General features: G+C 51.7%; 26 protein-coding genes and 1 other RNA gene. 15 read left to right on the forward strand and 12 right to left on the reverse strand.

Annotated features, from left to right (window positions below):
• The 3 genes from JTI85_RS21310 to amtB all read left to right on the forward strand — a co-directional run.
• On the forward strand, window positions 1-777 hold a 777-nt coding region (locus JTI85_RS21310; protein ID WP_255575464.1), incomplete at its 5' end, for an ATP-binding cassette domain-containing protein.
• Between the two features lie 256 nt (window positions 778-1033).
• Window positions 1034-1372 (forward strand): P-II family nitrogen regulator, encoded by a 339-nt coding sequence (glnK, locus tag JTI85_RS06425; RefSeq protein WP_003021657.1) that lies wholly within the window; start codon window positions 1034-1036, stop codon window positions 1370-1372.
• A 31-nt stretch (window positions 1373-1403) separates the two neighbouring features.
• Window positions 1404-2690, forward strand: coding sequence for an ammonium transporter AmtB (gene amtB, locus JTI85_RS06430; protein WP_048212419.1), 1287 nt, complete (start codon window positions 1404-1406; stop codon window positions 2688-2690).
• 50 nt (window positions 2691-2740) lie between these two features.
• Here the strand turns inward: amtB and tesB are convergent, their stop codons facing one another.
• On the reverse strand, window positions 2741-3601 hold the full coding sequence (gene tesB, locus JTI85_RS06435) for an acyl-CoA thioesterase II (RefSeq protein ID WP_061067433.1): 861 nt from the start codon (window positions 3599-3601) through the stop codon (window positions 2741-2743).
• A 212-nt stretch (window positions 3602-3813) separates the two neighbouring features.
• Here tesB and JTI85_RS06440 point away from each other — a divergent pair, with 212 nt between their 5' ends.
• Window positions 3814-4383 (forward strand): YbaY family lipoprotein, encoded by a 570-nt coding sequence (locus JTI85_RS06440; protein ID WP_048212418.1) that lies wholly within the window; start codon window positions 3814-3816, stop codon window positions 4381-4383.
• Window positions 4384-4414: 31 nt separating this feature from the next.
• On the opposite strand, the gene JTI85_RS06445 is transcribed toward JTI85_RS06440, so the two are convergent.
• Window positions 4415-4804: an MGMT family protein gene (locus tag JTI85_RS06445; RefSeq protein WP_086523608.1), complete on the reverse strand. Its 390-nt coding sequence runs from the start codon at window positions 4802-4804 to the stop codon at window positions 4415-4417.
• 84 nt (window positions 4805-4888) lie between these two features.
• Between JTI85_RS06445 and ffs the strand changes: the two genes are divergently transcribed.
• From ffs to JTI85_RS06460, 3 genes are all read left to right on the forward strand, one after another.
• An RNA gene (gene ffs, locus JTI85_RS06450) (signal recognition particle sRNA small type) lies at window positions 4889-4985 on the forward strand.
• Between the two features lie 198 nt (window positions 4986-5183).
• On the forward strand, window positions 5184-5435 hold the full coding sequence (locus JTI85_RS06455; protein ID WP_048212417.1) for a hypothetical protein: 252 nt from the start codon (window positions 5184-5186) through the stop codon (window positions 5433-5435).
• A complete protein-coding gene (locus JTI85_RS06460) occupies window positions 5432-5650 on the forward strand; it encodes a hypothetical protein (RefSeq protein WP_005125184.1) in 219 nt (72 codons plus the stop codon). The genes JTI85_RS06455 and JTI85_RS06460 overlap by 4 nt, the downstream gene beginning before the upstream one ends.
• Window positions 5651-5709: 59 nt before the next feature.
• Here JTI85_RS06460 and JTI85_RS06465 read toward each other — a convergent pair whose 3' ends face one another.
• Window positions 5710-7137, reverse strand: coding sequence for a PLP-dependent aminotransferase family protein (locus JTI85_RS06465; protein WP_061067434.1), 1428 nt, complete (start codon window positions 7135-7137; stop codon window positions 5710-5712).
• An 86-nt stretch (window positions 7138-7223) separates the two neighbouring features.
• On the opposite strand from JTI85_RS06465, the gene JTI85_RS06470 reads away from it, so the two are divergent.
• Both JTI85_RS06470 and JTI85_RS06475 read left to right on the forward strand, forming a co-directional pair.
• The gene (locus tag JTI85_RS06470) at window positions 7224-7835 is read left to right on the forward strand and encodes a YitT family protein (RefSeq protein WP_061067435.1); all 612 of its coding nucleotides are present in this window, start codon (window positions 7224-7226) and stop codon (window positions 7833-7835) included.
• Window positions 7836-7917: 82 nt separating this feature from the next.
• Window positions 7918-8271, forward strand: coding sequence for a DUF1428 domain-containing protein (locus JTI85_RS06475; RefSeq protein ID WP_061067436.1), 354 nt, complete (start codon window positions 7918-7920; stop codon window positions 8269-8271).
• 54 nt (window positions 8272-8325) lie between these two features.
• On the opposite strand, the gene JTI85_RS06480 is transcribed toward JTI85_RS06475, so the two are convergent.
• On the reverse strand, window positions 8326-9879 hold the full coding sequence (locus JTI85_RS06480; protein WP_048212413.1) for an EAL domain-containing protein: 1554 nt from the start codon (window positions 9877-9879) through the stop codon (window positions 8326-8328).
• A 188-nt stretch (window positions 9880-10067) separates the two neighbouring features.
• Between JTI85_RS06480 and JTI85_RS06485 the strand changes: the two genes are divergently transcribed.
• Together JTI85_RS06485 and ykgO are read left to right on the forward strand one after the other, a co-directional pair.
• Window positions 10068-10328: a type B 50S ribosomal protein L31 gene (locus JTI85_RS06485; RefSeq protein ID WP_124021513.1), complete on the forward strand. Its 261-nt coding sequence runs from the start codon at window positions 10068-10070 to the stop codon at window positions 10326-10328.
• 1 nt (window position 10329) lies between these two features.
• Window positions 10330-10470 carry a type B 50S ribosomal protein L36 gene (gene ykgO, locus JTI85_RS06490; protein WP_005125190.1) on the forward strand — a complete coding sequence of 47 codons (141 nt, stop codon included), beginning with the start codon at window positions 10330-10332 and terminating at the stop codon, window positions 10468-10470.
• Window positions 10471-10547: 77 nt separating this feature from the next.
• On the opposite strand, the gene JTI85_RS06495 is transcribed toward ykgO, so the two are convergent.
• The 6 genes from JTI85_RS06495 to acrA form a co-directional block, all read right to left on the reverse strand.
• Window positions 10548-11018, reverse strand: a complete 471-nt coding sequence (locus tag JTI85_RS06495) for a YlaC family protein (RefSeq protein ID WP_040232692.1) — start codon at window positions 11016-11018, stop codon at window positions 10548-10550.
• A 116-nt stretch (window positions 11019-11134) separates the two neighbouring features.
• Window positions 11135-11686 carry a maltose O-acetyltransferase gene (gene maa / locus JTI85_RS06500; RefSeq protein ID WP_115600829.1) on the reverse strand — a complete coding sequence of 184 codons (552 nt, stop codon included), beginning with the start codon at window positions 11684-11686 and terminating at the stop codon, window positions 11135-11137.
• Between the two features lie 188 nt (window positions 11687-11874).
• Entirely contained in the window at window positions 11875-12093 is a 219-nt protein-coding gene (locus tag JTI85_RS06505) for an HHA domain-containing protein (protein WP_002892050.1), read from the reverse strand.
• Window positions 12094-12120: 27 nt separating this feature from the next.
• Window positions 12121-12495, reverse strand: coding sequence for an Hha toxicity modulator TomB (gene tomB / locus JTI85_RS06510; protein WP_003021733.1), 375 nt, complete (start codon window positions 12493-12495; stop codon window positions 12121-12123).
• A gap of 488 nt (window positions 12496-12983) precedes the next feature.
• Window positions 12984-16133, reverse strand: coding sequence for an efflux RND transporter permease AcrB (gene acrB / locus JTI85_RS06515; protein ID WP_048212411.1), 3150 nt, complete (start codon window positions 16131-16133; stop codon window positions 12984-12986).
• 22 nt (window positions 16134-16155) lie between these two features.
• Entirely contained in the window at window positions 16156-17349 is a 1194-nt protein-coding gene (gene acrA, locus JTI85_RS06520) for a multidrug efflux RND transporter periplasmic adaptor subunit AcrA (protein WP_048212410.1), read from the reverse strand.
• A 141-nt stretch (window positions 17350-17490) separates the two neighbouring features.
• On the opposite strand from acrA, the gene acrR reads away from it, so the two are divergent.
• Window positions 17491-18141 carry a multidrug efflux transporter transcriptional repressor AcrR gene (gene acrR / locus JTI85_RS06525; protein WP_048212409.1) on the forward strand — a complete coding sequence of 217 codons (651 nt, stop codon included), beginning with the start codon at window positions 17491-17493 and terminating at the stop codon, window positions 18139-18141.
• A gap of 127 nt (window positions 18142-18268) precedes the next feature.
• Window positions 18269-21634 carry a mechanosensitive channel MscK gene (gene mscK / locus JTI85_RS06530; protein ID WP_219352284.1) on the forward strand — a complete coding sequence of 1122 codons (3366 nt, stop codon included), beginning with the start codon at window positions 18269-18271 and terminating at the stop codon, window positions 21632-21634.
• Window positions 21635-21708: 74 nt separating this feature from the next.
• Here the strand turns inward: mscK and rsmS are convergent, their stop codons facing one another.
• Together rsmS and priC are read right to left on the reverse strand one after the other, a co-directional pair.
• Window positions 21709-21870, reverse strand: a complete 162-nt coding sequence (gene rsmS / locus JTI85_RS06535) for a pleiotropic regulatory protein RsmS (protein WP_071887323.1) — start codon at window positions 21868-21870, stop codon at window positions 21709-21711.
• Window positions 21871-21884: 14 nt separating this feature from the next.
• A complete protein-coding gene (gene priC, locus JTI85_RS06540) occupies window positions 21885-22412 on the reverse strand; it encodes a primosomal replication protein N'' (protein WP_219352286.1) in 528 nt (175 codons plus the stop codon).
• 69 nt (window positions 22413-22481) lie between these two features.
• On the opposite strand from priC, the gene JTI85_RS06545 reads away from it, so the two are divergent.
• Together JTI85_RS06545 and apt are read left to right on the forward strand one after the other, a co-directional pair.
• Entirely contained in the window at window positions 22482-22859 is a 378-nt protein-coding gene (locus JTI85_RS06545) for a DUF454 family protein (protein WP_003847534.1), read from the forward strand.
• 193 nt (window positions 22860-23052) lie between these two features.
• The coding region (gene apt, locus JTI85_RS06550) for an adenine phosphoribosyltransferase (protein WP_219352288.1) at window positions 23053-23591 on the forward strand (539 nt) is incomplete at its 3' end.

Consider the following 23591-nt stretch of genomic DNA (forward strand, 5'->3'; position numbering starts at 1 on the left):
CCCCTGAAAAGCGGTGACATTGAGGTTGATAACGTCTCTTTTGCCTATCGTGATGATAATCTGGTGCTGCAAAACATCAGCCTGTCCGTGCCATCGCGCAGTTTTGTGGCGTTGGTCGGGCATACCGGTAGTGGCAAGAGCACGCTGGCCAGTCTGCTGATGGGTTACTACCCGTTGACGCAGGGCGAAATCCGCCTTGACGGACGACCGCTGTCTTCACTGAGCCACAGTGTGTTACGCCAGGGCGTGGCGATGGTGCAACAGGATCCGGTGGTGATGGCGGATACCTTCCTGGCAAACGTCACGCTGGGTCGTGATATCTCAGAAGAACGGGTGTGGCAGGCGCTGGAAACCGTACAGCTGGCCGAGCTGGCGCGGGGTCTGAGCGAGGGTATTCATACCCGACTGGGCGAGCAGGGCAATAATCTATCAGTTGGGCAGAAACAGCTGCTGGCGCTGGCGCGCGTGCTGGTCGAAACGCCGCAGGTGCTGATTTTGGACGAAGCGACGGCCAGCATTGACTCCGGTACTGAACAGGCTATTCAGCAGGCGTTGGCAGCGGTGCGTGAGCACACCACGCTGGTGGTGATTGCGCATCGGTTATCCACTATTGTCGATGCTGACACTATTCTGGTACTGCACCGGGGACAGGCCGTTGAACGCGGCACGCACCAGCAACTGCTTGCCGCACAGGGCCGCTACTGGCAAATGTATCAACTGCAGTTGGCGGGCGAAGAGCTGGCGGCTAGCGTAAACGAAGATTCGGCAATCGCCTGATGGCGCTGCGTTTCTCAGGCCTACAGCCAGTGTGGTTTCGTAGGCCTGAGAAAGCGTTTTCGCCGCCATCCGGCAATCAACAATCTGGTGCAAAAATGTAACGCACTATGCACCGTTATAGTGCATTTTTTCTTTTTCTCTCCTGGCCGTACCCCGTGCGGCTGAATCATCCCGCGTTTTTCATTCCTGGCACATCCCTTGCAATATTCATTTGGTGTATCTGCAGCCACTACTGAATTCTGACTGGAGGGGATCTATGAAGCTGGTTACCGTGGTAATCAAACCGTTCAAACTGGAAGACGTCCGTGAAGCATTGTCGTCTATTGGTATTCAGGGGCTGACCGTCACCGAAGTGAAGGGCTTTGGCCGACAGAAAGGTCATGCTGAGCTGTACCGTGGGGCTGAATATAGCGTCAATTTTCTGCCAAAGGTGAAGATTGATGTGGCGATTGCCGACGACCAACTGGATGGCGTGATTGATGTCATCAGTAAAGCGGCATACACCGGAAAAATTGGCGACGGCAAAATCTTCGTCGCCGAGCTGCAACGTGTGATTCGTATTCGTACCGGCGAAGCCGACGAAGCCGCACTGTAACGTCTGGCACACAGTGATAGGAAACCAAAAAATGAAGATAGCAACGATGAAAACAGGTATTGCTTCACTGGCGCTACTGCCGGGTCTGGCGATGGCGGCACCGGCGGTTGCAGATAAAGCGGATAACGCTTTTATGATGATCTGTACCGCGCTGGTGCTGTTTATGACTATCCCTGGCATTGCGTTGTTCTACGGCGGTTTGATTCGCGGTAAGAACGTGTTGTCGATGCTGACCCAGGTTACGGTGACATTCGCTCTGGTTTGTATTTTATGGGTGGTTTATGGCTACTCACTGGCCTTTGGCGAAGGAAATAATTTCTTCGGTAACTTCAACTGGGTCATGCTGAAGAATATTGCACTGACGGCGGTCACGGGGAGCTTCTACCAGTACATTCACGTTGCTTTTCAGGGGTCTTTCGCTTGCATTACCGTTGGGCTTATTGTCGGTGCACTGGCTGAGCGCATCCGGTTCTCTGCGGTGCTGATTTTTGTAGTGGTATGGCTGACGCTGTCCTACATCCCTATTGCACACATGGTCTGGGGCGGCGGTTTGCTGGCTACTCACGGTGCGCTGGATTTTGCTGGCGGTACGGTAGTACATATCAACGCTGCGATTGCCGGCCTAGTTGGGGCTTATCTGATTGGTAAACGCGTCGGTTTTGGCAAAGAAGCGTTTAAGCCACATAACCTGCCAATGGTCTTTACCGGCACGGCTATTCTCTATATCGGTTGGTTTGGCTTTAACGCTGGCTCCGCGGGTATGGCGAATGAAATTGCTGCGCTGGCCTTCGTCAATACCGTTGTTGCAACCGCGGCCGCCATTCTCGGCTGGATCTTCGGTGAATGGGCGCTGCGTGGCAAACCGTCCCTGCTGGGCGCGTGTTCTGGCGCCATTGCCGGTCTGGTAGGCGTGACACCTGCCTGTGGCTATATCGGTGTCGGCGGCGCGCTGATTATCGGTGTCGCTGCGGGGCTGGCTGGCCTGTGGGGCGTAACCATGCTGAAGCGCTTTCTGCGCGTTGATGACCCGTGTGATGTCTTCGGTGTTCACGGTGTGTGCGGCATTGTCGGCTGCATCCTGACCGGCGTTTTCGCGGCCAGCTCTCTGGGCGGCGTAGGCTTTGCCGAAGGCGTTACCATGGGGCATCAGTTGCTGGTACAACTGGAAAGCGTGGCGATCACCATCGTCTGGTCCGGCGTGGTGGCCTTCATTGGCTATAAGCTGGCGGATATGACGGTGGGGCTGCGTGTACCGGAAGAGCAGGAACGCGAAGGTCTGGATGTGAACAGCCACGGCGAGAACGCTTACAACGCTTGATGTTTCAATCTGCCGGATGGCAACGCTTTTGCGTCACCATCCGGTAATTCTCAATTACGATTACGCATTACCCCTTCCTGCACGGTAGAAGCAACCAGCACGCCGTCCTGCGTATAAAACTCCCCGCGAACAAAGCCCCGTGCGCCGGAGGCCGAAGTACTCTCGACGTTATACAGCAGCCACTCATTGATATTAAAAGGACGATGGAACCACATAGAATGGTCGATCGTAGCGATCTGAATCCCTTTTTCCAGAAAACCAATGCCATACGGTTGTAAAGCAACGGGCAGGAAGTTCAGGTCTGAAGCATAACCCAGCAGATACTGATGGACGCGTAGATCGTCCTGCAGCGTGCCGTTAGCGCGGATCCACACCTGGCGAGTCGGGTTGGCAACGTGACCTTTTAACGGATTATGAAATTCCACCGGACGTACTTCCAGCGGGCGGTCGTTGATAAATTTTTCTTTCAACAGCGGCGGCAGCAGGTGAGCGACCGAACGGGCGATCTCAGTTTCTGATTTAAGCTCTTCAGGGCCAGGCGCTGCCGGCATCTCTTTTTGATGCTCAAACCCATCTTCTGGTGCCTGGAAAGAGGCAGTCATATAAAAAATGGGTTTCCCATTCTGGATCGCGGCAACGCGGCGGGCGCTGAAGCTGTTACCATCACGCAGCACTTCGACATCATAGATGATGGGCTTTTGGCTATCGCCCGGACGTAAAAAGTAGCTGTGAAAGGAGTGCACCAGGCGCTCTTCCGGTACGGTTTCTTTTGCGGCATACAGCGCCTGACCGACAACCTGCCCCCCAAAAACCTGACGTAACCCTAAGTCTTCACTTTGGCCCCGAAAGAGTCCTTCTTCAATTTTTTCCAGATTTAACAATGTCAGCAAATTTTTCAGTGCCAGACTCATACGTGCTCTCCAGGTAATAGCGTTCTCGCAGCGAGGTAGGCAGAGTATAACGCAATTTTGAAAGTGGTCCGATGGGTGCAATTGTCTGAATTACTGGCCGATTACAGGCAAAACCAGCTGTCTTGTGCCACACTTAGTCACGTTATGTTTTTGTTAACCACTCTTCTGGCGAGGAAAGTTCTCGCTGGTGCATAGATGATAAGGAGAATTTAATGAAACTCGTGCACATGGTAAGTGGTTTAGCGGTTGCGGTCGCTCTGGCGGCCTGTGCTGATAAAAGCGCGGATATTCAGACACCTGCGCCAAGCCCTAATACGTCAATTGCTGACACACAGTCAAAAATTCAACAGCCGAATGTGTCTGGTACGGTATGGATCCGCCAGAAAGTTGCCTTACCGCCGGATGCCGTGCTGACCGTAACACTGTCAGATGCATCGCTTGCCGATGCACCGTCAAAAGTGCTGTCGCAAAAAGTTGTACGTACCGAGGGTAAACAAGCACCATTCAGCTTCGTACTCCCGTTTAACCCGGCAGATATTCAGCCGAACGCCCGTATTCTGCTGAGTGCGGCGATTACGGTGAATGATAAACTGGTCTTTATTACTGATACCGTCCAGACGGTGATCAATCAGGGGGGGACTAAAGCCGACCTGACCCTGGTCCCGGTCCAGCAGACGGCTGTTCCAGTACAGGCGAGTGGTGGTGCCGCGACAACGGTACCGTCAACGTCACCCACACAGGTGAATCCGTCTTCCGCCGTTCCTGCCCCGACACAGTACTAAGGGCATTCTAACCCTCTCCATCCGGAGGGGGTTAGTACACCCAGCGATAGCGCTGTAAATCGATTTGTCCACTCCCTGAAACCACAATACCTTCCGCCAGCAACGCCTGACGCTGTCGTTGTAGGTCTGGACCTGTAAGCGAAATGGCACCATGACGATTAACCACCCGATGCCAGGGCAAAGTGCTGCCTTCGGGGAGACGCTTAAGCACGCCGCCTACCTGGCGAGCAGCACGCGGTGAGCCAGCAAGCCTGGCGACATCGCCATAGGTGGTGACGAATCCTTCGGGGATTGAGGCAACGATTTGCCAGACGCGTTGAGGGAAAGAGTCTTGTATATCCATCGTTTTTTCCTGCGCTAATCCTCCAGCATAATCCCGAATGACGAGGTAGTGAAGCTTCATTGCACAAGAAAACAGCATCCGGTGCTGGATGGGTTGCAATTACCGGGTGCAGCAGTGATAATGCGCCTGCGCGTTGGTTGACAACGCTCTCAATGGGGGCTCTGTTGGTTCTCCCGCAACGCTACTCTGTTCACCAGGTCAGGTCCGGAAGGAAGCAGCCAGGGCAGATGACGTGTGTGCCGGGATGTAGCTGGCAGGGCCCCCACCCAATTCTGCCGTCCGGCAATCTCAATTCTTCTCATCTTCTTTTCTTTGTCATCGTATTGTCATTTTATTGTCATCAAATGCTGTCAATGTGTTTCGGGGATGTTATTTGATGCTTTTGCCGCTGCCATCGCGCTGTAACGACATGGTCTTACATCCGGTGTGTTTTGGCTGACCACAAGGATTTTCTACGATGTCGACCGCTGTATTGAATGTCAAAATTGATGAGGCGCTAAAAGAAAAGCTGCGTCACTACGCTGAAGTGAATAATGAGAACCTAAGTATCTCGACGGAAAAATTGCTACTTATCGCGTTTTCCGCCATTGAAGAGGCGGGAGTCTCCGCTGATGATATTGATAGCCAGCATACGGAAGAATCCGTGGTTGAAGCACTGACTCCTAAAGAAATCAAAGCATTGCGCAGATTACTGAAGAAGAAAAAATGAAACAACAACCGCTCTCAACCGCCTGTAATTATGGCGAAGCCTGTGAATTGCTACGTTCCGGTTATGTGAAACATGTTCGTCTGAGCTGGAATGTCGGTAGCGATGAGTTTTTCCGTATTGCTTCTGACTGGTGCGATGCCGGGGCGAAAATTAAGAAAGACGGCGAGAATTTTGTGATTTCCCTGAAGGGGTTCCCGGTTCCTCCTCAGCGGTAATAATGCCCAGACATCCTCGTCCATCACGGTATTCCAGGACGAGTCTTTTGACTCGTCGCTTAGATTATTTTGCGCATTTTCCCGTGACTTGCCTGTAAACGCAGATTATCCCAAATGGGTTGCAACGTCCGGAAAGCCGAGCGCATTGTGTCATCGGGCAGAGCAAAGGGCATACGCAAAAAGCGATCGAATGCGCCATCCAGGCCGAAGCGCGTCCCGGTACCCAACTGAATACCTGCACTTTCGGCACGGGTGGCAAAGAGTGTTGCCAGCGTATCGGGTAATTCAACCCAGAAAGAGAGTCCCCCCTGTGGTTGAGTAAACTGCCACTCCGGGAAATGTGTCTTCATCAGGTCATGGCACAGATCGCGCCGGGTGGTGAGCAATTGCCGTCTGTCGGGAAGAAAATCGGCCGCATTGTCCAGCAACCAACCCGTGGCAAGCTGTTCAAGCACTGGTGATCCTAAATCAAATGTGTCGCGAGTCTGTACCAGCGCGGCAATAGTACGTGACGAGGCCCGAATCCATCCCAGACGCAGACCTCCCCAGAAGCTTTTCCCTGCCGATCCCAGCAGGATCACCGGCGCATCGCGATTGAATGCAGCAAGTGGAGGCGGAGGCGGGGCGTCATACCACAGGTTCACCATGGTCTCATCGACCACCAGCGTGGTGCAGGTTCTTTCCGCAATATCCGCCACAACCTGGCGAGTTTCGGCGTCCATACAGCGCCCGGTCGGGTTGTGAAAGTCCGGCATCAGATAGGCCATTCTCGGGGCTGTTTGCGCGAGGGTGGCAACCAGACCCGCTGTATCCCAACCGTGCTCAGGCAGCGAAACGCCGACGGGGCGACATGATGCCCCTTGTATTGCTGCAATCGCCAGCGGATACGTGGGGTGATCGACCACTACGCGATCGCCGGGACCGGTGAGTAAACGCAGGATCAACGCCAGGCCGCTGACCGCGCCGTTCACGACCATTATTTCATCCGACTGTGTGGGTAATCCACGTTCGCAATAATGCCGGGCGATGGATTCACGCAAAACCGCCAGTCCCTGCGGCAGATACCCGGAGCTCAGCAAATGCTGCGGCATCGCAAATAATGCTTGTTGGTAAGCCTGATGAATTTCGGGCCCGGCGCTGAGGGCCGCTGTGGACAAATCCAACGCTGTGCCGGTACTGGTTCGCGTAGGCACATGACGAATGTGTTCCGGCAGGATCACCCGTGAGCCGCTTCCATGACGGCTTTCCAGATATCCCTCTTCACGCAGTTGCGCCATGGCGCTGGCGACGGTGGTTCGGCTCACTTCCAGAACGGCAGCGAGCTCGCGTTCGCCGGGCAAGCGACTATCCAGTGCCAGTCGACCATCCAGGATCAGCAGACGTAACGCTTCCGCCAGTTGTCGCCAGATAGGCGTTCGCGAGGGGCTTTCCTGCCAGTGCCCTAGCAGGCGCTGCAAAGATTGACTTCCGTAACGGCGAGATGACATAGCAGTCCACTTTTTGAAAACTGGACATTAATCATAGTGCCAATTGCGGTGAAGATGAAAGCTATCTGAGAGGCGAGGAGAAAATTATGCTGCGTCGTTTACTTCAGCTGTATGTTGGACTGGCGCTGTACGGCGTTTCGACGGCGATGTTTGTCCGTGCAGATTTAGGGGCTGATCCGTGGAACGTATTTCATCTGGGCGTGGCAAATCTATTATCGATGAATATCGGCCTGGTGATCATCGCCGTGGGTGTACTGGTCCTGCTGGCATGGATACCACTGCGCCAGCGCCCCGGATTTGGCACTCTCAGCAATGTCATTATGATTGGTTTGGCGGCAGATGCCGCGCTGGCGGTGATCCCAGGATTCGAATCGCTACTGACGCGCAGTGGACTGCTGGTTGCGGCGGTGATCCTGAACGCGTTAGCCACCAGTCTGTACATTGGCGCCGGTTTTGGTGCGGGCCCACGTGACGGCTTGATGACCGGCATTCATGCGCGTACTGGTTGGTCTGTACGGACTATCCGGACCGCAATCGAGGTGTCGGTTTTGCTCAGCGGTTGGCTTCTTGGCGGAACCGTGGGTGTTGGAACGGTACTGTATGCGTTAGCTATTGGACCGTTAATTCAGATTTGCCTGCCGTGGTTTCGTCATCTGCCGCAGTCACGTATTTGTGTTCGGAATGAGCCTACGGCGTGATTGCCTGCTGACGACTAAACTTAACCTCGACTGACGCGGCTGGAATCGGCTTGCCGCGCAGTACACTTCGGAGGTTTATCTGATGAAGTATGTTGATGGTTTTGTTGTTGCCGTTCCTGCCGAAAACAAGGAGGCATATATCGCGATGGCGGCAAAGGCTGCGCCGCTTTTCAAGGAATTCGGTGCACTGCGCGTTGTGGAGTGTTGGGCTGATGATGTTCCCGACGGTAAGTTGACCGATTTTCGTATGGCGGTGAAAGCGCAGGATCATGAAGAAGTGGTATTCAGCTGGATTGAATACCCTTCCAAAGAAGTCCGCGATGCGGCGAACCAGAAGATGATGTCCGATCCCCGTATGAAGGAGTTTGGTGAATCTATGCCATTTGATGGCAAGCGAATGATCTACGGTGGATTCTCGCCCATTATGGAAGAGTGACATGACTGGCTGTGCGGCGTGCCGCCAGCCATCTCAATACACGCCAGTGCCATGCTAAAGTCGTTTTTCCGCCCACAGAATAAATTCCGCCTTTGGCAGTGCTTTGCTGTACAACCAGCCCTGACCATACTGCACGCCATGTTGACGTAGCCAGCTTTCCTGGTTCTCAGTCTCGATGCCTTCTGCCACCATTTCCAGCTTCAGCGTTTTGGCTATCTCGATAATATGTGGCGTGACGTTATTGTATTCCAGCGCATCGACGAACGATTTGTCTATCTTCAGGATGTCTACATCCAGATCCTGCAAATAGCTCAGACTGGAATAACCGGTACCAAAGTCATCAATATAGATTGAGTGACCCGCCTGACGGTATTTAGCAATAAACGGCGCGCTGTTTTTCGGGTCGGCAAATTCGCGTTCAGTCAGTTCCAGGGCAATTTGTGCGGGTTTTAGTTGCCAGTGGTTAACCATGCGGCTTAGCAGCGCCGGAAGCGTTTCGGACTTCAAATCGGCCGACTCAAGGTTGAGTGATATATGCTGTTGAGGATGTTGATGCAGCCATTTACCTAGATCCTCGAAGACGTTTTCAATAATCAAACGTGTGAGTGGTTCTGTCAGGCCGGTTTCTTCGGCCAGCGGGATAAAAATATCGGGTGAGAGATAGCTACCGTCAGCTTGTCGCCAGCGGGCCAGTGCTTCCGCACCCACGACCTTTCCTGTTTTGAGCGAAATAATGGGCTGGTAATGGACCTTGATAGCCCGGTTCTGAATGGCATCTTGCAATTGGTGATGGGGGGACTGCAAGCGGCGCAAAATACGCAGGATAAAGAGGGCGGTGAGCAGGCCAATAATGAGCCCTGCCGGGAGCCAGATCAGCGCCTGTCGGTGCCAGGATTTTTGCAAAGGTAATGTCGACGCCCAGCTTACGATAGTGATGCCCAGTTCGGGGAAAGGGCGAGAATTATAAATACTGCCCTCTTTTTGAAAATGGCTGATAGAACGGTCTTTTTGCAGATGATGTAACACGTCTGAAGGGAGATCGGCACTACTGGCCACCACGACGTTGCTTACTGTACCCACAATGGCGACTTCGATAGGCCATGAACCAAATGGAATGACATCAATGAACGATCCCGGATCGATCATCACGACATAATGTTCGCTGCCGAGCGCCGCCATAAAACGTTGTATTCCGAGGTCGTTTTGCGAAGTTAACCAGGCGCGATAGCCATCAGGTGTCATTTTCATTGGTGGCGGAAACGCAGCAGCCAGGCTCCTTTTCTCAAGGGAGGAACATTGTGGAACATTGCCTTTGAGGTACATCACTTCCTGAATATAACGGTAGCTGTATGACAACCGGCGCATTTCCAGCAAATGTTCCTCTGAGCAGGGCACACCCTGGAAGGCTTCTATTTTGCGTAGCGCTTTTTTGGCCTGCTCGCCGACGCGTTCTGTACGCAAAGCGACGCGGGTAGAAAATGAATCAAGTTCATCGATAAATTTCGTTTCGACCTGACGATGTGCCAGCCACAGGCTTAAACACACCGGTACGAGGATGGACAGAACCAGTATTCCCGTCACCAGGCCAATCAGATGTCGTGTTGTCACGGTGATATCCTTATTTACACAGCATAGGGAAAGTATATCTGAAAGCCGAAAAAGCTATTCGATTGGCATCATATATTTACGGCCACTTATCACCCCGTTTAGTAACCCACAACGTAAATCGGGTTGTGATTCGTACAAGAGTGGTGTATTTTGTTTGGTATGTTATAACGTAACAAATTGAGATTGCCATGAAACCGGATATCCACCCTTTTTATCGCCCAGTGGTGTTTCACGATACCAGTGCCAATGAATACTTTAAGGTCGGTTCGACGATTAAAACCGAACGAGAGATTGAGTTCGAGGGCCAAATGTACCCGTACGTAACGCTTGATATCTCGTCTAAGTCACATCCGTACTATACCGGTAAACAGAAAACCTTCGATAATGAAGGCAGCGCGGCTCGTTTCCAGAAACGTTTCGGCCACTTCATTGGCGCTAAGCGAGGTTAAAATGCAGGTACTCAATTCACTTCGCAGCGCAAAGCAGCGGCACCCTGACTGCCAGATAGTCAAACGCAAAGGGCGTTTGTACGTCATCTGCAAAACGAATCCGCGGTTTAAAGCGGTACAGGGCCGTAAAAAAAGACGTTAGTCACTTCGCCAGCATTACAGGGACTGAAGTGCGTTCCCCTCGTGGGACGCACTTTTTTTGTTTGTGACAGGGCGTGATTACTGACTAGCCTGCGCGCGGGTTAGTGTGAAGACATCATAAAATGACAGTTCGCCTTTCCGCGTTATCATTTTTTGCAGTTGGGCCTTATGCTCACTGTCGACTTGGGGAGAGTGCAGAATAGTGTCGATCAGCGAGGGTGGCACAAAGCGTGTGTTGTACCATTCACCGTTATAGCAGACTCTGAAATCCAGTACGTCAATGTCTTCAAAACGGTAACGTGGCGCAACGTCAAAAAAGAAAAAGGCGTTGAGTAAGGCGAACAGTACAACCAACAGCCATACCGAATCGACCAGCGTTTCTGATTGCAGCATAACCGCCAGTGTGGCAAAAAACGCAACATACATGCCGATAAATAGCCCTGGATGTTTACGAATAAAGCTGATGCTAAAGCGCGGTTTGTTGTCGCGCTTTTCGCGAATATTTAAGTCATCGATGGTTTCGGTAAGCAGGCGTTGTATTTCTGTCATCTCTTGCCTTCGTGAAGTCTGCAATAGTCAGGAGGGATCAGCCCATTTTAAAAGGGGATACTGTCTGAGAAAAGTAACAGATTAACCACAATTTAGCATAACAGTTACATGTCAGATCACAGTGTTTTGATGATCCGTGCCGGATTGCCTCCGACGACGGTGTTTGCCGGAACGCTTTTCGTCACCACTGCGCCTGACGCCACAACCACATTGTCGCCCAGTGTTACCCCCGGATTTATGACTGCGCGACCACCGATCCAGACATTATTCCCGATGGTTACAGGTTTCCCTAGTTCAACCCCGCTATTGCGTTCGTTAGCGTCCAGTGGATGAGTTGCCGTATAGATATGGACTCCCGGTGCCAACATACAGTTATCACCGATGTGGATTGGGCAGACATCAAGCATGACGCAGTCGAAGTTGGCGTAAAACGCTTTGCCGAGATAAATGTTATACCCGTAGTCGCAACGAAAAGAGGGCTCAATGTAAGCGCCTTCGCTTTGCCCCAACAGATCGCGCAGGATAGCCTGACGTTCACTCTGCGCATCGGGTGCGGTGGCATTGTATCGGTGGATGAGTAGGCGTGCGCGGAGACGGTCGTTGCGCAACGTTTCATCTGCCGGGCGATACAATTCGCCGGCGATCATCTTTTTCTTATCTTCACTCATTACGAACTTTCCCGTTTGCTGATAGGCAGTCACAGTACAGTAAAACGCAATGCAGGGAAGGGGAACGTTCCCGTTCTCTCACTGTGATCGCAATCACGTGATTTGAATTAAATAATGGTAGTTGGTGCGGGAAATGGTCAGCCAGACAAACAAATGTTTCGCGATACCTGACTTAACCTCATGAGCAATTAACGAATAAATTTCCAAACAGATGTTGGGATCTTGTCGTAGAGCTTATTCATTGTCAATTCAGCAAGACGATGATCGGCGGCTGAGTAAAATACAGCCAGTTCATTGTCAGACAATTCATATTTATTTTTCTCAATAACACGTTCAAGCGTGTCAATTGTTTGACAGCGTCGCAGGCGCATCAAATAATCTGTTTTAGTTAATGGTTTATCGGACATAACTCTTACCTATGATTGTAATAATTTTTAACAAGACAAACTGACAGGATTAGCCCTGGTGGCATTGACAAAACAGCGAAACAGTCGATTACCTGACTTCCGCCATTTCTGTAGATCCTGCGTATTAATACCATAACTACTGAACAACATAAAAGTGTCATCCAGGTATTCATCAATCTGCGCGATCAGCTTATTGTCCTCATTGTACTTAATTTTATAATTAAGTGCGAAGGTTGCAATATGCTCTATCAGTTCATTGAGCTGCAAGCTGGTTGCAGAGGTAGGGTCATTTACCCAACCATGATTGCTTTGTTCAAGGTTTGCAAGACAGTCATGATACAGGGTTTCGCAGAGAAATTTAAGCTGCGCGATATCATGTCTTTTCGGTGAGTATTCATCCATAACGCATCCCCTTCTTAGTGGTTTAGACTAACCGAACACCTTTCGGGATGGATACAACAAACGACCTGGAACTTGCCCGTGACTCCTGATGATTTAACTATAATCTACTCTAAAAAAGATTTCATCGTCATATCACGAAAAATTACAATTATGCAAAATTATGATGCAGTCCCATTTTTACATTTTAACAGATAAATGCCGGTATTCGAAATGGAACAACTTCTTTATTCTCGGCCAATCATCACGTTATCTTGTTTAGGTTTAGCAACGAAAGGCGACAACCGACTCTGTGAACGAAAACTAGGAATAGTCTTAATATTTATTTAAGTAAATAAGGGTTCATGACGCTTTTTAAGAATAGCCTTTAGACTCACAAGGATTATATCGCTTATTTAAACAAGAGAAAATAAACGAAATCGCAATAAGCGCTTTTTATGATTTTTTTCCAGAAAAAAGGCCGCTTGCGCGGCCTTATCTTTAGGAATGTATCAATGATGCTCAACTGAGTGGCTATGTTCAACATCTTCGTTCTTGCGGCTAAAGCGGCGGCGGACCACCACAAAGAACACCGGAACAAAGAAGATAGCCAATACGGTTGCTGTGACCATCCCGCCCATTACGCCAGTACCGACGGCGTTCTGCGCGCCACTCCCTGCACCGGAGCTGATAACCAGTGGCATTACGCCGAGGATAAAGGCTAACGATGTCATCAGAATCGGACGTAAACGCATACGAACTGCGTCCAGCGTCGCTTCTACCAGGCCTTTACCTTCTTTATCCATCAAGTCTTTGGCGAATTCGACGATCAATATCGCGTTCTTCGCCGACAACCCAATGGTTGTGAGCAGGCCCACCTGGAAGTAAACGTCGTTGGTCAAACCACGGAATGTTGCCGCCAGCAGCGCACCGATAACCCCCAGTGGAACGACCAGCATAACGGAGAACGGAATTGACCAGCTCTCGTACAATGCCGCCAGACACAGGAAGACGACGATCAGTGAAATCGCATACAGGGCAGGTGCCTGGTTACCGGACAGCCGTTCCTGGTAGGACATGCCCGTCCAGTCATAGCCGATACCGGATGGCAGTTTGCTGGCCAGTTGCTCCATCATTGCCATCGCTTCACCGGTACTTTTACCCGGTGCGGCCTGGCCCAGGATTTCCATGGAAGGCAGACCGTTATAGCGTTCCAGACGCGGAGAACCATATTCCCAACGTGAGGAAGAGAACGCAGAGAACGGCACCATTTGTCCATCGCTACCGCGGACATACCAGTTTCCAATATCTTCCGGCAACATACGGTATTTGGCTTCAGACATGACGTAAACTTTCTTCACACGACCACGGTCGATGAAGTCGTTAACGTAGCTTCCGCCCCATGCAGCGCCCAGCGTTGTATTAATGTCACTAATGGAAACACCCAGAGCCTGCGCTTTTTCCTGATCGATATCGATCTTGAATTGCGGAGTATCTTCCAGACCGTTAGGACGTACGCCTACCAACAGATCTGGATGTTTCGCGACTTCACCAAACAGTTGGTTACGCGCCTGAGTCAATTTTTCATGGCCCAGACCAGCCTGGTCAATCAACTGGAAGTCGAAACCCGTCGCGGTGCCCAGTTCTACGATTGCTGGCAGGTTAAAGGCGAATACCATGGCGTCTTTAATCTGCGAGAATGCACCCATCGCACGTTGAGTAATGGCCTCAACTTTGTTCTCTTCGCCCGGACGTTCACTCCAGTCTTTCAACGAGACGAACGCGATACCGGTGTTCTGACCACGACCCGCAAAGCCGAAGCCGTTAACGGCAAACACCGATTCAACGTTCGCTTTTTCTTTAGTCAGATAGTAATCCGTCATTTCGTCCAGCACCTTCTGGGTACGCTCTTGCGTTGCACCCGCTGGCAGCTGAGCCATTGACAGGAATACCCCCTGGTCTTCATCCGGCAAGAACGAACTTGGCAGACGAACGAACAGATAGGCCATGCCCACGACGATGATCAGATACAGCGCCAGATAACGACCGGTGCTGCGCAGAATACCGCCTACGCTGTCGGTATAGTGGTGCGTGCTCTTATCGAACATGCGGTTGAACCAACCGAAGAAGCCCGTTTTGCCTTCACCGTGATCGCCTTTAGCAATCGGTTTAAGCATTGTTGCACACAGGGCAGGGGTCAGAATCAACGCGACCAGTACAGACAACGCCATTGCGGAAACAATGGTGATGGAGAACTGACGGTAAATCGCACCGGTAGAACCCCCGAAGAAGGCCATTGGGATAAATACCGCTGACAGTACCATCGCGATACCCACCAATGCGCCCTGAATCTGGCCCATTGATTTACGCGTTGCTTCTTTCGGTGGTAGCCCTTCTTCGGCCATGACACGTTCAACGTTCTCGACCACAACGATGGCGTCATCCACCAACAGGCCGATGGCGAGCACCATCCCGAACATCGTCAACGTGTTTATCGAGAAGCCGAAAATCGCAAGGACGGCAAACGTACCCAATAGCACCACCGGCACGGCGATAGTCGGAATCAACGTCGCGCGGAAGTTCTGCAGGAACAGATACATGACCAGGAACACGAGGATGATTGCTTCCGCCAGCGTTTTCACTACTTCGTGAATAGAGATTTTCACGAATGGCGTAGTGTCATACGGGTAAACGATCTTCAGGCCTGACGGGAAGAAGGGTTCCATCTTCTTCAGCTCTTCGCGGATAGCGTTCGCGGTGTCGAGGGCGTTAGCGCCTGTCGCCAGCTTGATACCCAGACCAGACGCAGGTTTGCCGTTGAACTTCGCAATGATGTCGTAGTTCTCGCCACCCAGTTCGACTTTCGCGACGTCACGCAGACGTACCTGAGAGCCATCCTGGTTCACTTTCAGCAGAATTTTGCCGAACTCATCTGCGGAGGTCAGACGGGTTTGCGCGATGATCGACGCGTTAAGCTGCTGGCCTTTCACCGGCGGCGTACCGCCTAACTGACCGGCTGCAACCTGGGCGTTCTGCGCTTTAATGGCGCTGATCACATCAACTGGCGTCAGTTGGAAGTTGTTCAGTTTATTCGGATCCATCCAGATACGCATCGCGTACTGGGAACCGAACAGCTGCACGTCGCCCACACCTGAAGTACGGCTGATCGCATCCTTCATGTTGGCGCCCACGTAGTCGGAAATATCCTCCTGCGTCATGGTGCCGTTGGTGTTGATGACGCCGACAACCATCAGGAAGCTACTGGACGATTTCTCGACGCTCACGCCCTGTTGTTGTACTTCCTGCGGCAGCAGCGGCATTGCCAGCTGCAGTTTGTTCTGCACCTGAACCTGCGCAATGTCAGCATCAGTACCTGACTGGAAAGTCAGGGTGATCTGAACCGTACCCGTGGAGTCACTGTTTGAGGACATGTACATCAGGTTATCGATACCGTTCATATTCTGTTCGATAACCTGCGTAACAGTATCCTGTACTGTTTTGGCATCAGCGCCAGGGTAGGTCGCGGAGATCGTCACTGCCGGAGGTGCAATAGTAGGATATTGCGCTACCGGCAATTTGAGGATCGCGAGCCCCCCTGCCAACATGATGATAATGGCGATCACCCACGCAAATATGGGGCGATCGATAAAGAAATTAGGCATGTCTTAACGGCTCCTGTTTAAGTTAAGACTTGGACTGTTCAGGCTGGCTACCGCTTGCGGCTGGCTGGTTATTATCCGCGGTGACTTCCTGCGCTTTAACCTGAGCGCCAGGACGAACTTTCTGCAGCCCACTTACAATCACGCGGTCGCCTGGCTTAAGTCCTTCAGTGACTAACCATTTGTCGCCAATTGCTTGTGCTGCCACAATTTGACGCGTTTCAACTTTGTCATCAGCACCGATAACTAATGCACTGGCATCGCCACGCGGTGTGCGGGTAACGCCTTGCTGTGGAACCAGTAACGCCGTTGGGTTTGTCCCTTCTTCCAGACGCGCACGGACGAACATGCCCGGCAGTAGGGTGTGATCCGGGTTCGGGAAGATTGCGCGTAACGTAATTGACCCAGTGGTTTGATCAACCGTCACATCCGAAAACTCCAGCGTACCGGACTGCGGGAATTTAATACCGTCGCTGGTAACCAGTTCGACTTTTGCTTTACCGTTCTCTTGCTTCAGCGTGCCATTGGCCAACTCTTGTTTCAGGCGCAGGAAATCGTTACTTGACTGCGTCACATCGACATAGATGGGATCCAACTGCTGAACGGTCGCCAGTGCGGTCGCCTGACCGTTTTGCACCAGTGCGCCTTCAGTAACAGATGACTTACCAATGCGGCCGCTGATTGGCGACGTGACTTTGGTATAGGCCAGGTTGATACGTGCGGTTTCTACTGCGGCTTTCGCAGCGACAACAGCAGCGTTCGCCTGTTGTGCATCTGCCTGCGCGCTATCGTAGTCCTGTTGACTGATGTACTTTGTACCTAACAGTTTCTGATAACGTTTAACCGTCAGCTGAGCGATATTTGCCGCTGCTTGTGCTTTGGCCAGATCGCCTTTCGCACTTTCGTACGCGGCCTGGTAAGTAGCAGGATCAATCTGATAGAGAGACACACCTGCTTCAATGTCGCCGCCTTCGGTAAAGTTACGCTTCAGGATAATACCGCTGACCTGAGGGCGAACTTCCGCAATGCGAAACGCACTGGTGCGACCTGGGAGTTCAGTTGTGATCTGTAGAGGTTCAGTTTTGAGCGTCACAACTCCAACTTCTGGCATCTGCTGGCCCCCTTGTTGGGCCTGTTTGTCGTCACATCCTGTTAGCGCTAAGCTGCCTGAGAGCATCAGAACGACTGCCAGAGGCGTTAACCCTCTGTTTTTGTTCATATGTAAACCTCGAGTGTCCGATTTCAAATTGATCAATGGCTTAAAGCCCATAAACCCATTGCTGCGTTTATATTATCGTCGTGCTATGGTACATACATTCACAAATGTATGTAAATCTAACGCCTGTAAATTCACTGACATATGGCACGAAAAACCAAACAACAAGCACAGGAAACACGGCAGCACATTCTGGATGTTGCTCTGCGTTTGTTTTCGCAGCAAGGGGTATCATCCACCTCGCTTGCGGAGATCGCAAAAGCCGCTGGTGTAACGCGCGGTGCTATCTATTGGCATTTCAAAAATAAGTCGGATTTATTCAGTGAAATCTGGGAGCTAGCAAAACCTAACATTGATGAGTTAGAAACTGAGTATCAGGCAAAATTCCCCGACGATCCACTATCAGTATTAAGAGAAATTTTAATTTACGTTCTTGAAACTACCGTGACAGAAGAACGCCGACGTTTATTGATGGAGATTATATTCCACAAATGCGAATTTGTCGGGGAAATAGCATCAGTTCAGTTAGTCGAACGTAGCCTGTGCCTGGAAAACTATGACCGTATAGAAAAAACGTTACGCCACTGTATGGATGTCAACATGCTGCCGGAAAACCTGAACACACGTCGTGTTGCGGTGTTAATGCGTAGCTATATTTCCGGAATCATGGAGAACTGGTTATTTGCCCCCGAATCATTTGATCTGAAGAATGAGGCTCGCCACTACGTGGCGGTGTTGCTGGAGATGTGCCTGCTTTGTCCAACCTTACGCTTGCAGACAGGGGAGACACGCTAACTTACCATTTCTTTACCAGGAATTCTCCTGGTCATTTTGCCTCCTGCTATTCTGCTGGTCACAGCCGTGATATTCTTGCCGCTTGACTATTTCCGGTCACTTTCCCGGTTCAGAAACATTCATTCTCATGACTATGTTGCAGCTCTATAAACGTTCACAGCATGTAATTGCTATTAGCATTCTTTTCTTCATTCTATTGCTATCCTGCCAGTCATCTGCATTTGCGCGGGCGCAACAGAGTGGTGAACTGCCGACGAAAGCGGATATCCAGAGCCAGTTAGACACGCTGAGTAAACAAAAAGATCTCTCCGCGCAGGATAAGCTGGTCCAACAGGATCTCATCGATACCATCGCCACGCTGGATAAAATCGATCGCGTGAAAGATGAGACCGTACAGCTTCGCCAGAAAGTGGCCCAGGCGCCGGAGAAAATGCGCCAGGCAACGGATGCGCTAAATTCGCTCAGCGATGTCGATAATGATGACGAAACGCGGAAAACGCTGAGTACGCTCTCTCTGCGCCAGCTTGAATCTCGTGTCGCCCAGGTGCTGGACGATCTGCAAAGCGCGCAAAACGACCTTGCAGCCTACAACAGTCAGTTGGTCTCGCTGCAAACTCAGCCAGAGCGCGTGCAAAATGCGATGTACACCGCATCACAGCAAATGCAGCAAATCCGTAATCGCCTGGATGGAACTAATGTGGGTGAGGCGGCATTACGCCCCAGCCAACAGGTGTTGCTGCAGGCGCAGCAAGCGTTGCTGAGCGCGCAGATCGATCAACAGCGTAAAAGTCTGGAAGGCAACACTGTTTTGCAGGATACCTTGCAGAAACAGCGTGATTATGTAACGGCGAATACGAATCGTCTTGAACACCAGCTTCAGTTGCTGCAGGAAGCGGTGAACAGCAAACGTCTGACGCTAACCGAAAAGACGGCGCAGGAAGCGGTAACGCCAGACGAAGCGGCCCGTATCCAGACCAACCCGCTAGTTAAGCAAGAACTTGATATTAACCATCAGCTCAGCCAGCGTCTGATTGCCGCGACTGAAAACGGCAACAGCCTGATGCAGCAAAATATCAAAGTCAAAAACTGGCTTGACCGCGCGCTGCAATCCGAACGTAACATCAAAGAACAAATCGCCGTTCTGAAAGGCAGTCTGCTGCTGTCGCGTATTCTGTATCAGCAACAACAAACGCTGCCGTCGGCGGATGAACTTGCCGATATGACCAACCGGATCGCCGACTTGCGTCTGGAGCAGTTCGAAGTCAACCAGCAGCGTGACGCGCTGTTCCAGAATGATGCGTTTGTCGCCAAACTGGAAGAAGGGCACAGCAACGAAGTTAACGGCGAAGTCCATGATGCCTTACTGCAGGTTGTGGATATGCGCCGTGAACTGTTGGATCAGCTCAATAAGCAACTGGGCAACCAACTGATGATGGCGATTAATCTGCAAATTAATCAGCAGCAATTAATGAGCGTGTCGAAAAACCTGAAAGGGATCCTCACGCAGCAGATTTTCTGGGTTAACAGTAACCGTCCGATGGACTGGGACTGGATCAAAGCTTTCCCGCAAACGCTTAAAGACCAGTTTAAGTCGATGAAAATCACGGTGAACTGGGAAAAAGCGTGGCCCGCAGTGTTTATTGCGTTTCTGGCGGGATTGCCGCTGCTGCTCATTGCCGGGCTCATCCGCTGGCGTCTTAAATGGTTGAAAGAGTACCAGGCGAAATTAGCCGCCGCGGTAGGTAACCTGCGTAATGACAGTCAGCTCAACACGCCAAAAGCGATTCTGATCGATCTCATCAGAGCCTTGCCGGCGTGCCTGATTATCCTCGCGGTAGGTCTGATTCTGTTGACTATGCAGTTGAATATCAGCGACCTGCTGTGGGCGTTCAGCAAGAAGATGACCGTCTTCTGGCTGGTGTTTGGTCTGTGCTGGAAGGTGCTGGAAAAAGATGGCGTGGCGATTCGTCATTTTGGTATGCCTGCGAAACAGACCAGCCACTGGCGTCGCCAGATTGTGCGCATCAGCCTCGCGCTGTTGCCGTTAAACTTCTGGTCGGTTATTGCTGAGCTGTCGCCGCTCAACCTGATGGACGATGTGCTGGGTCAGGTGGTCATTTTACTCAACCTGCTGCTGATCGCCTTCCTGGTATGGCCCATGTGCCGCGAAAGCTGGCGCGATAAAGAGTCGCATGGTCTGCGTCTGGTGACGATTACCGTGCTGTCGATTATCCCGATAGCATTAATGGTGCTGACGGCAACCGGCTATTTCTACACCACGCTGCGCCTGGCGGGACGCTGGATTGAAACGGTTTATCTGGTCATTCTCTGGAACCTACTGTACCAGACCGTGCTGCGTGGATTAAGCGTCGCGGCGCGTCGTATCGCCTGGCGTCGCGCGCTGGCGCGTCGTCAGAACCTGGTGAAAGAAGGGGCGGAGGGCGCAGAGCCGCAGGAAGAGCCGACCATCGCGCTGGAGCAGGTAAACCAGCAAACGCTGCGTATCACCATGCTGGTGATGGTGGCTCTGTTTGGTGTTCTGTTCTGGGCCATTTGGTCTGATCTGATCACCGTGTTCAGCTATCTCGATAGCATTACGCTCTGGCATTACAACGGCACCGAAGCGGGTGCGGCAGTGGTGAAAGACGTCACCATGGGTAGCCTGTTGTTTGCCATTATTGCCTCGATGGTGGCGTGGGCGTTGATCCGCAACTTACCCGGCCTGCTGGAAGTGCTGGTGCTGTCGCGACTCAAAATGCGCCAGGGGGCATCGTACGCGATCACCACGATCCTCAACTACGCGATCATCGCCATCGGCGCAATGACGGTCTTCGGATCGCTCGGTGTCTCGTGGGATAAACTGCAATGGCTGGCCGCCGCTCTGTCGGTTGGTTTGGGTTTTGGCTTGCAGGAAATTTTCGGTAACTTTGTTTCCGGCCTGATTATTCTGTTTGAACGCCCGGTGCGTATTGGCGATACGGTTACCATTGGTACGTTCTCCGGTACGGTCAGCAAGATCCGAATTCGTGCTACCACCATTACCGACTTCGATCGCAAAGAGGTGATCATCCCGAACAAAGCATTCGTGACGGAGCGTTTGATCAACTGGTCGCTCTCCGATACCACCACGCGTCTGGTGATCCGCATTGGCGTGGCCTATGGTTCGGATCTGGACAAAGTGAAGAAAGTGCTGCTGCAGGCGGCGATGGAGCACCCGAAAGTAATGCACGATCCGGAGCCTGCGGTGTTCTTTACCGCCTTCGGCGCCAGCACGCTGGATCATGAGCTGCGTTTATACGTGCGCGAACTACGCGATCGTAGCCATACGGTTGATGAACTTAACCGTGCGGTCGATCGTTTGTGCCGTGAAAACGACATTGATATTGCCTTTAACCAGCTCGAAGTGCACCTGCACAACGCGAAGGGCGACAGCGTAACCGAGGTTAAGCGTGACATCATTAAAGGTGACGATCCGACGCCTTCAGTAGGTTAGTAGAAAAAATCATCAGGCCTGCGAGCTTCGATTCATTCGTAGGCCTGATAATTGAAACGCCATCAGGTTTTCAGTTACAGCTCTTTTTTAGATAAAGAGAGCAGTTTCTTTTCGTAATCCCGTTTAACAATCTCCAGCGCCTTCAGTACGGTTTCAGGTGCAACCTGGTTTTCCTCAAGTAAAACAATCAAATCGACGGCCAGTTTGACCTCGTCCGGGGCGTTCTCTAATGACATAAATTCTCCGGGGATTAACGGGTTAAACGCGCCAGCACGTTTTCTATTCTTGCCAGAGCATGGCGGCAGCGCGCCAGCCGCGCCTCGAATGCTTCTACTTCACGATGCAGTTTTTGCTGTTCTGCAAAGCCGGTAGCCTGAGCCAGACGCTCTTTGCGTTCACGCGTCATTTCCACCAGTCGGCGTTCAAACTCCTGGTGTTGAACCCGCTTGCGCTGCCAGCGCGCCAGGCCTGGAGATGCGCTGTCCCACTCGCGGAGCGACCAACTGGCGGTTTCACGCGAAATCGCCTCTAACTGTGAGGCAAGGTGTTCCGCCAGCCAGCTAATTTGTGGTAGTTGTTGCTGTTCGACTGCACGGCGCAAGGCGGCGAGATTATCTTCAGCTTCATCCAGACAGGCCTGCAGCAACGTGCTGCGCGTGTGAAACAGATGCCTGTCAAAGCGGGCGCTCAGCGTGGCGTGATGCGCCAACGGAGCACACTGCTGCCGCAGGCGGTTAAGCTGGTTTTCAAGCGTCTGTAGCAGCATGACGGTTTTCACGACAACACTCCGATGAAAATGAGAACTGTTATGCTAAAGTAGCGATTCTCTGTGTTAAGTACTGATATTATGCAACGCATTATTCTAATCATCATTGGCTGGATAGCGGTAGTGTTAGGCACGCTGGGCGTTGTATTGCCGTTGCTGCCCACGACGCCATTTATCCTGCTGGCCGCCTGGTGTTTTGCCCGCTCATCGCCGCGTTTTCACGACTGGCTGCTGTATCGTTCGTGGTTCGGCGGGTATCTGCGTCACTGGCAAAAACACCGCGCAATGCCGCCTGGGGCGAAGCCGCGCGCGATTTTGTTGATCCTGGTGACGTTTGCTATTTCCCTCTGGCTGGTCAATATGATGTGGGTACGCGGCCTGCTGCTGGTTATTCTCGCCTGTTTACTGATTTTTATGTGGCGGATCCCGGTGATTGATGAAAAACAACAAAAGCAGTAAAGCGCAATAATCGCTGTTGCAATTGTCTCTCGCAGCCAGTAAATTCGACCGTTTTCGAGCACAGGCGCAGATGGTCAAAGGTTAACCAAGTGTAACCCTGGCCCTAATATAGACACAAAATCATTCAAGATACGTCGAGGATGAAGTGTATAGTGCGCCGTGAAGTAATACTGTATCAATCAGGCACAAACTTATGACCGCGACTGCACAGCAGCTTGAGTTTCTCAAAAATAGCATCAAAAGCATCCACGATTACCCAAAACCGGGCATTCTTTTCCGTGATGTCACCAGTTTACTGGAAGATCCGAAAGCCTACGCCCTTAGCATTGAATTGCTGGTTGAACGCTATAAAGATGCGGGTATCACTAAAGTGGTTGGCACCGAAGCGCGTGGCTTCCTGTTTGGCGCGCCGGTAGCGTTGGGGCTGGGCGTCGGCTTTGTTCCGGTACGTAAACCGCGTAAGCTTCCGCGTGAAGTTATTGCTGAGACCTATGAGCTGGAGTACGGCACCGATCAGCTGGAAATCCACGTTGATGCCATCAAACCGGGTGATAAAGTCCTGGTAGTGGACGATCTTCTGGCAACTGGCGGCACGATTGAAGCGACCGTGAAGCTGATCCGCCGTCTGGGTGGCGAAGTGACCGATGCTGCCTTTATCATTAACCTGTTTGATCTGGGCGGCGAGCAGCGTCTGGAAAAGCAGGGGCTGACTTGTTATAGCCTGGTTCCTTT

This window comes from Citrobacter sp. Colony219 (assembly GCF_019382635.1).
Classification (GTDB): domain Bacteria; phylum Pseudomonadota; class Gammaproteobacteria; order Enterobacterales; family Enterobacteriaceae; genus Citrobacter; species Citrobacter youngae.

What these genes read in the sequence shown, in the direction of transcription:
- amtB (WP_048212419.1), top strand. Translation starts at nt 1,404, where the DNA reads ATGAAGATAGCAACGATGAAAACAGGTATTGCTTCACTGGCGCTACTG.
- tesB (WP_061067433.1), bottom strand. Translation starts at nt 3,601, where the DNA reads ATGAGTCTGGCACTGAAAAATTTGCTGACATTGTTAAATCTGGAAAAA.
- JTI85_RS06455 (WP_048212417.1), top strand. Translation starts at nt 5,184, where the DNA reads ATGTCGACCGCTGTATTGAATGTCAAAATTGATGAGGCGCTAAAAGAA.
- JTI85_RS06485 (WP_124021513.1), top strand. Translation starts at nt 10,068, where the DNA reads ATGAAACCGGATATCCACCCTTTTTATCGCCCAGTGGTGTTTCACGAT.
- JTI85_RS06545 (WP_003847534.1), top strand. Translation starts at nt 22,482, where the DNA reads ATGCAACGCATTATTCTAATCATCATTGGCTGGATAGCGGTAGTGTTA.
- acrB (WP_048212411.1), bottom strand. Translation starts at nt 16,133, where the DNA reads ATGCCTAATTTCTTTATCGATCGCCCCATATTTGCGTGGGTGATCGCC.
- JTI85_RS06475 (WP_061067436.1), top strand. Translation starts at nt 7,918, where the DNA reads ATGAAGTATGTTGATGGTTTTGTTGTTGCCGTTCCTGCCGAAAACAAG.
- acrR (WP_048212409.1), top strand. Translation starts at nt 17,491, where the DNA reads ATGGCACGAAAAACCAAACAACAAGCACAGGAAACACGGCAGCACATT.
- JTI85_RS06440 (WP_048212418.1), top strand. Translation starts at nt 3,814, where the DNA reads ATGAAACTCGTGCACATGGTAAGTGGTTTAGCGGTTGCGGTCGCTCTG.
- JTI85_RS06460 (WP_005125184.1), top strand. Translation starts at nt 5,432, where the DNA reads ATGAAACAACAACCGCTCTCAACCGCCTGTAATTATGGCGAAGCCTGT.
- ykgO (WP_005125190.1), top strand. Translation starts at nt 10,330, where the DNA reads ATGCAGGTACTCAATTCACTTCGCAGCGCAAAGCAGCGGCACCCTGAC.
- rsmS (WP_071887323.1), bottom strand. Translation starts at nt 21,870, where the DNA reads ATGTCATTAGAGAACGCCCCGGACGAGGTCAAACTGGCCGTCGATTTG.
- JTI85_RS06495 (WP_040232692.1), bottom strand. Translation starts at nt 11,018, where the DNA reads ATGACAGAAATACAACGCCTGCTTACCGAAACCATCGATGACTTAAAT.
- JTI85_RS06470 (WP_061067435.1), top strand. Translation starts at nt 7,224, where the DNA reads ATGCTGCGTCGTTTACTTCAGCTGTATGTTGGACTGGCGCTGTACGGC.
- mscK (WP_219352284.1), top strand. Translation starts at nt 18,269, where the DNA reads ATGACTATGTTGCAGCTCTATAAACGTTCACAGCATGTAATTGCTATT.
- JTI85_RS06505 (WP_002892050.1), bottom strand. Translation starts at nt 12,093, where the DNA reads ATGTCCGATAAACCATTAACTAAAACAGATTATTTGATGCGCCTGCGA.
- JTI85_RS06445 (WP_086523608.1), bottom strand. Translation starts at nt 4,804, where the DNA reads ATGCTGTTTTCTTGTGCAATGAAGCTTCACTACCTCGTCATTCGGGAT.
- glnK (WP_003021657.1), top strand. Translation starts at nt 1,034, where the DNA reads ATGAAGCTGGTTACCGTGGTAATCAAACCGTTCAAACTGGAAGACGTC.
- tomB (WP_003021733.1), bottom strand. Translation starts at nt 12,495, where the DNA reads ATGGATGAATACTCACCGAAAAGACATGATATCGCGCAGCTTAAATTT.
- acrA (WP_048212410.1), bottom strand. Translation starts at nt 17,349, where the DNA reads ATGAACAAAAACAGAGGGTTAACGCCTCTGGCAGTCGTTCTGATGCTC.
- JTI85_RS06465 (WP_061067434.1), bottom strand. Translation starts at nt 7,137, where the DNA reads ATGTCATCTCGCCGTTACGGAAGTCAATCTTTGCAGCGCCTGCTAGGG.
- maa (WP_115600829.1), bottom strand. Translation starts at nt 11,686, where the DNA reads ATGAGTGAAGATAAGAAAAAGATGATCGCCGGCGAATTGTATCGCCCG.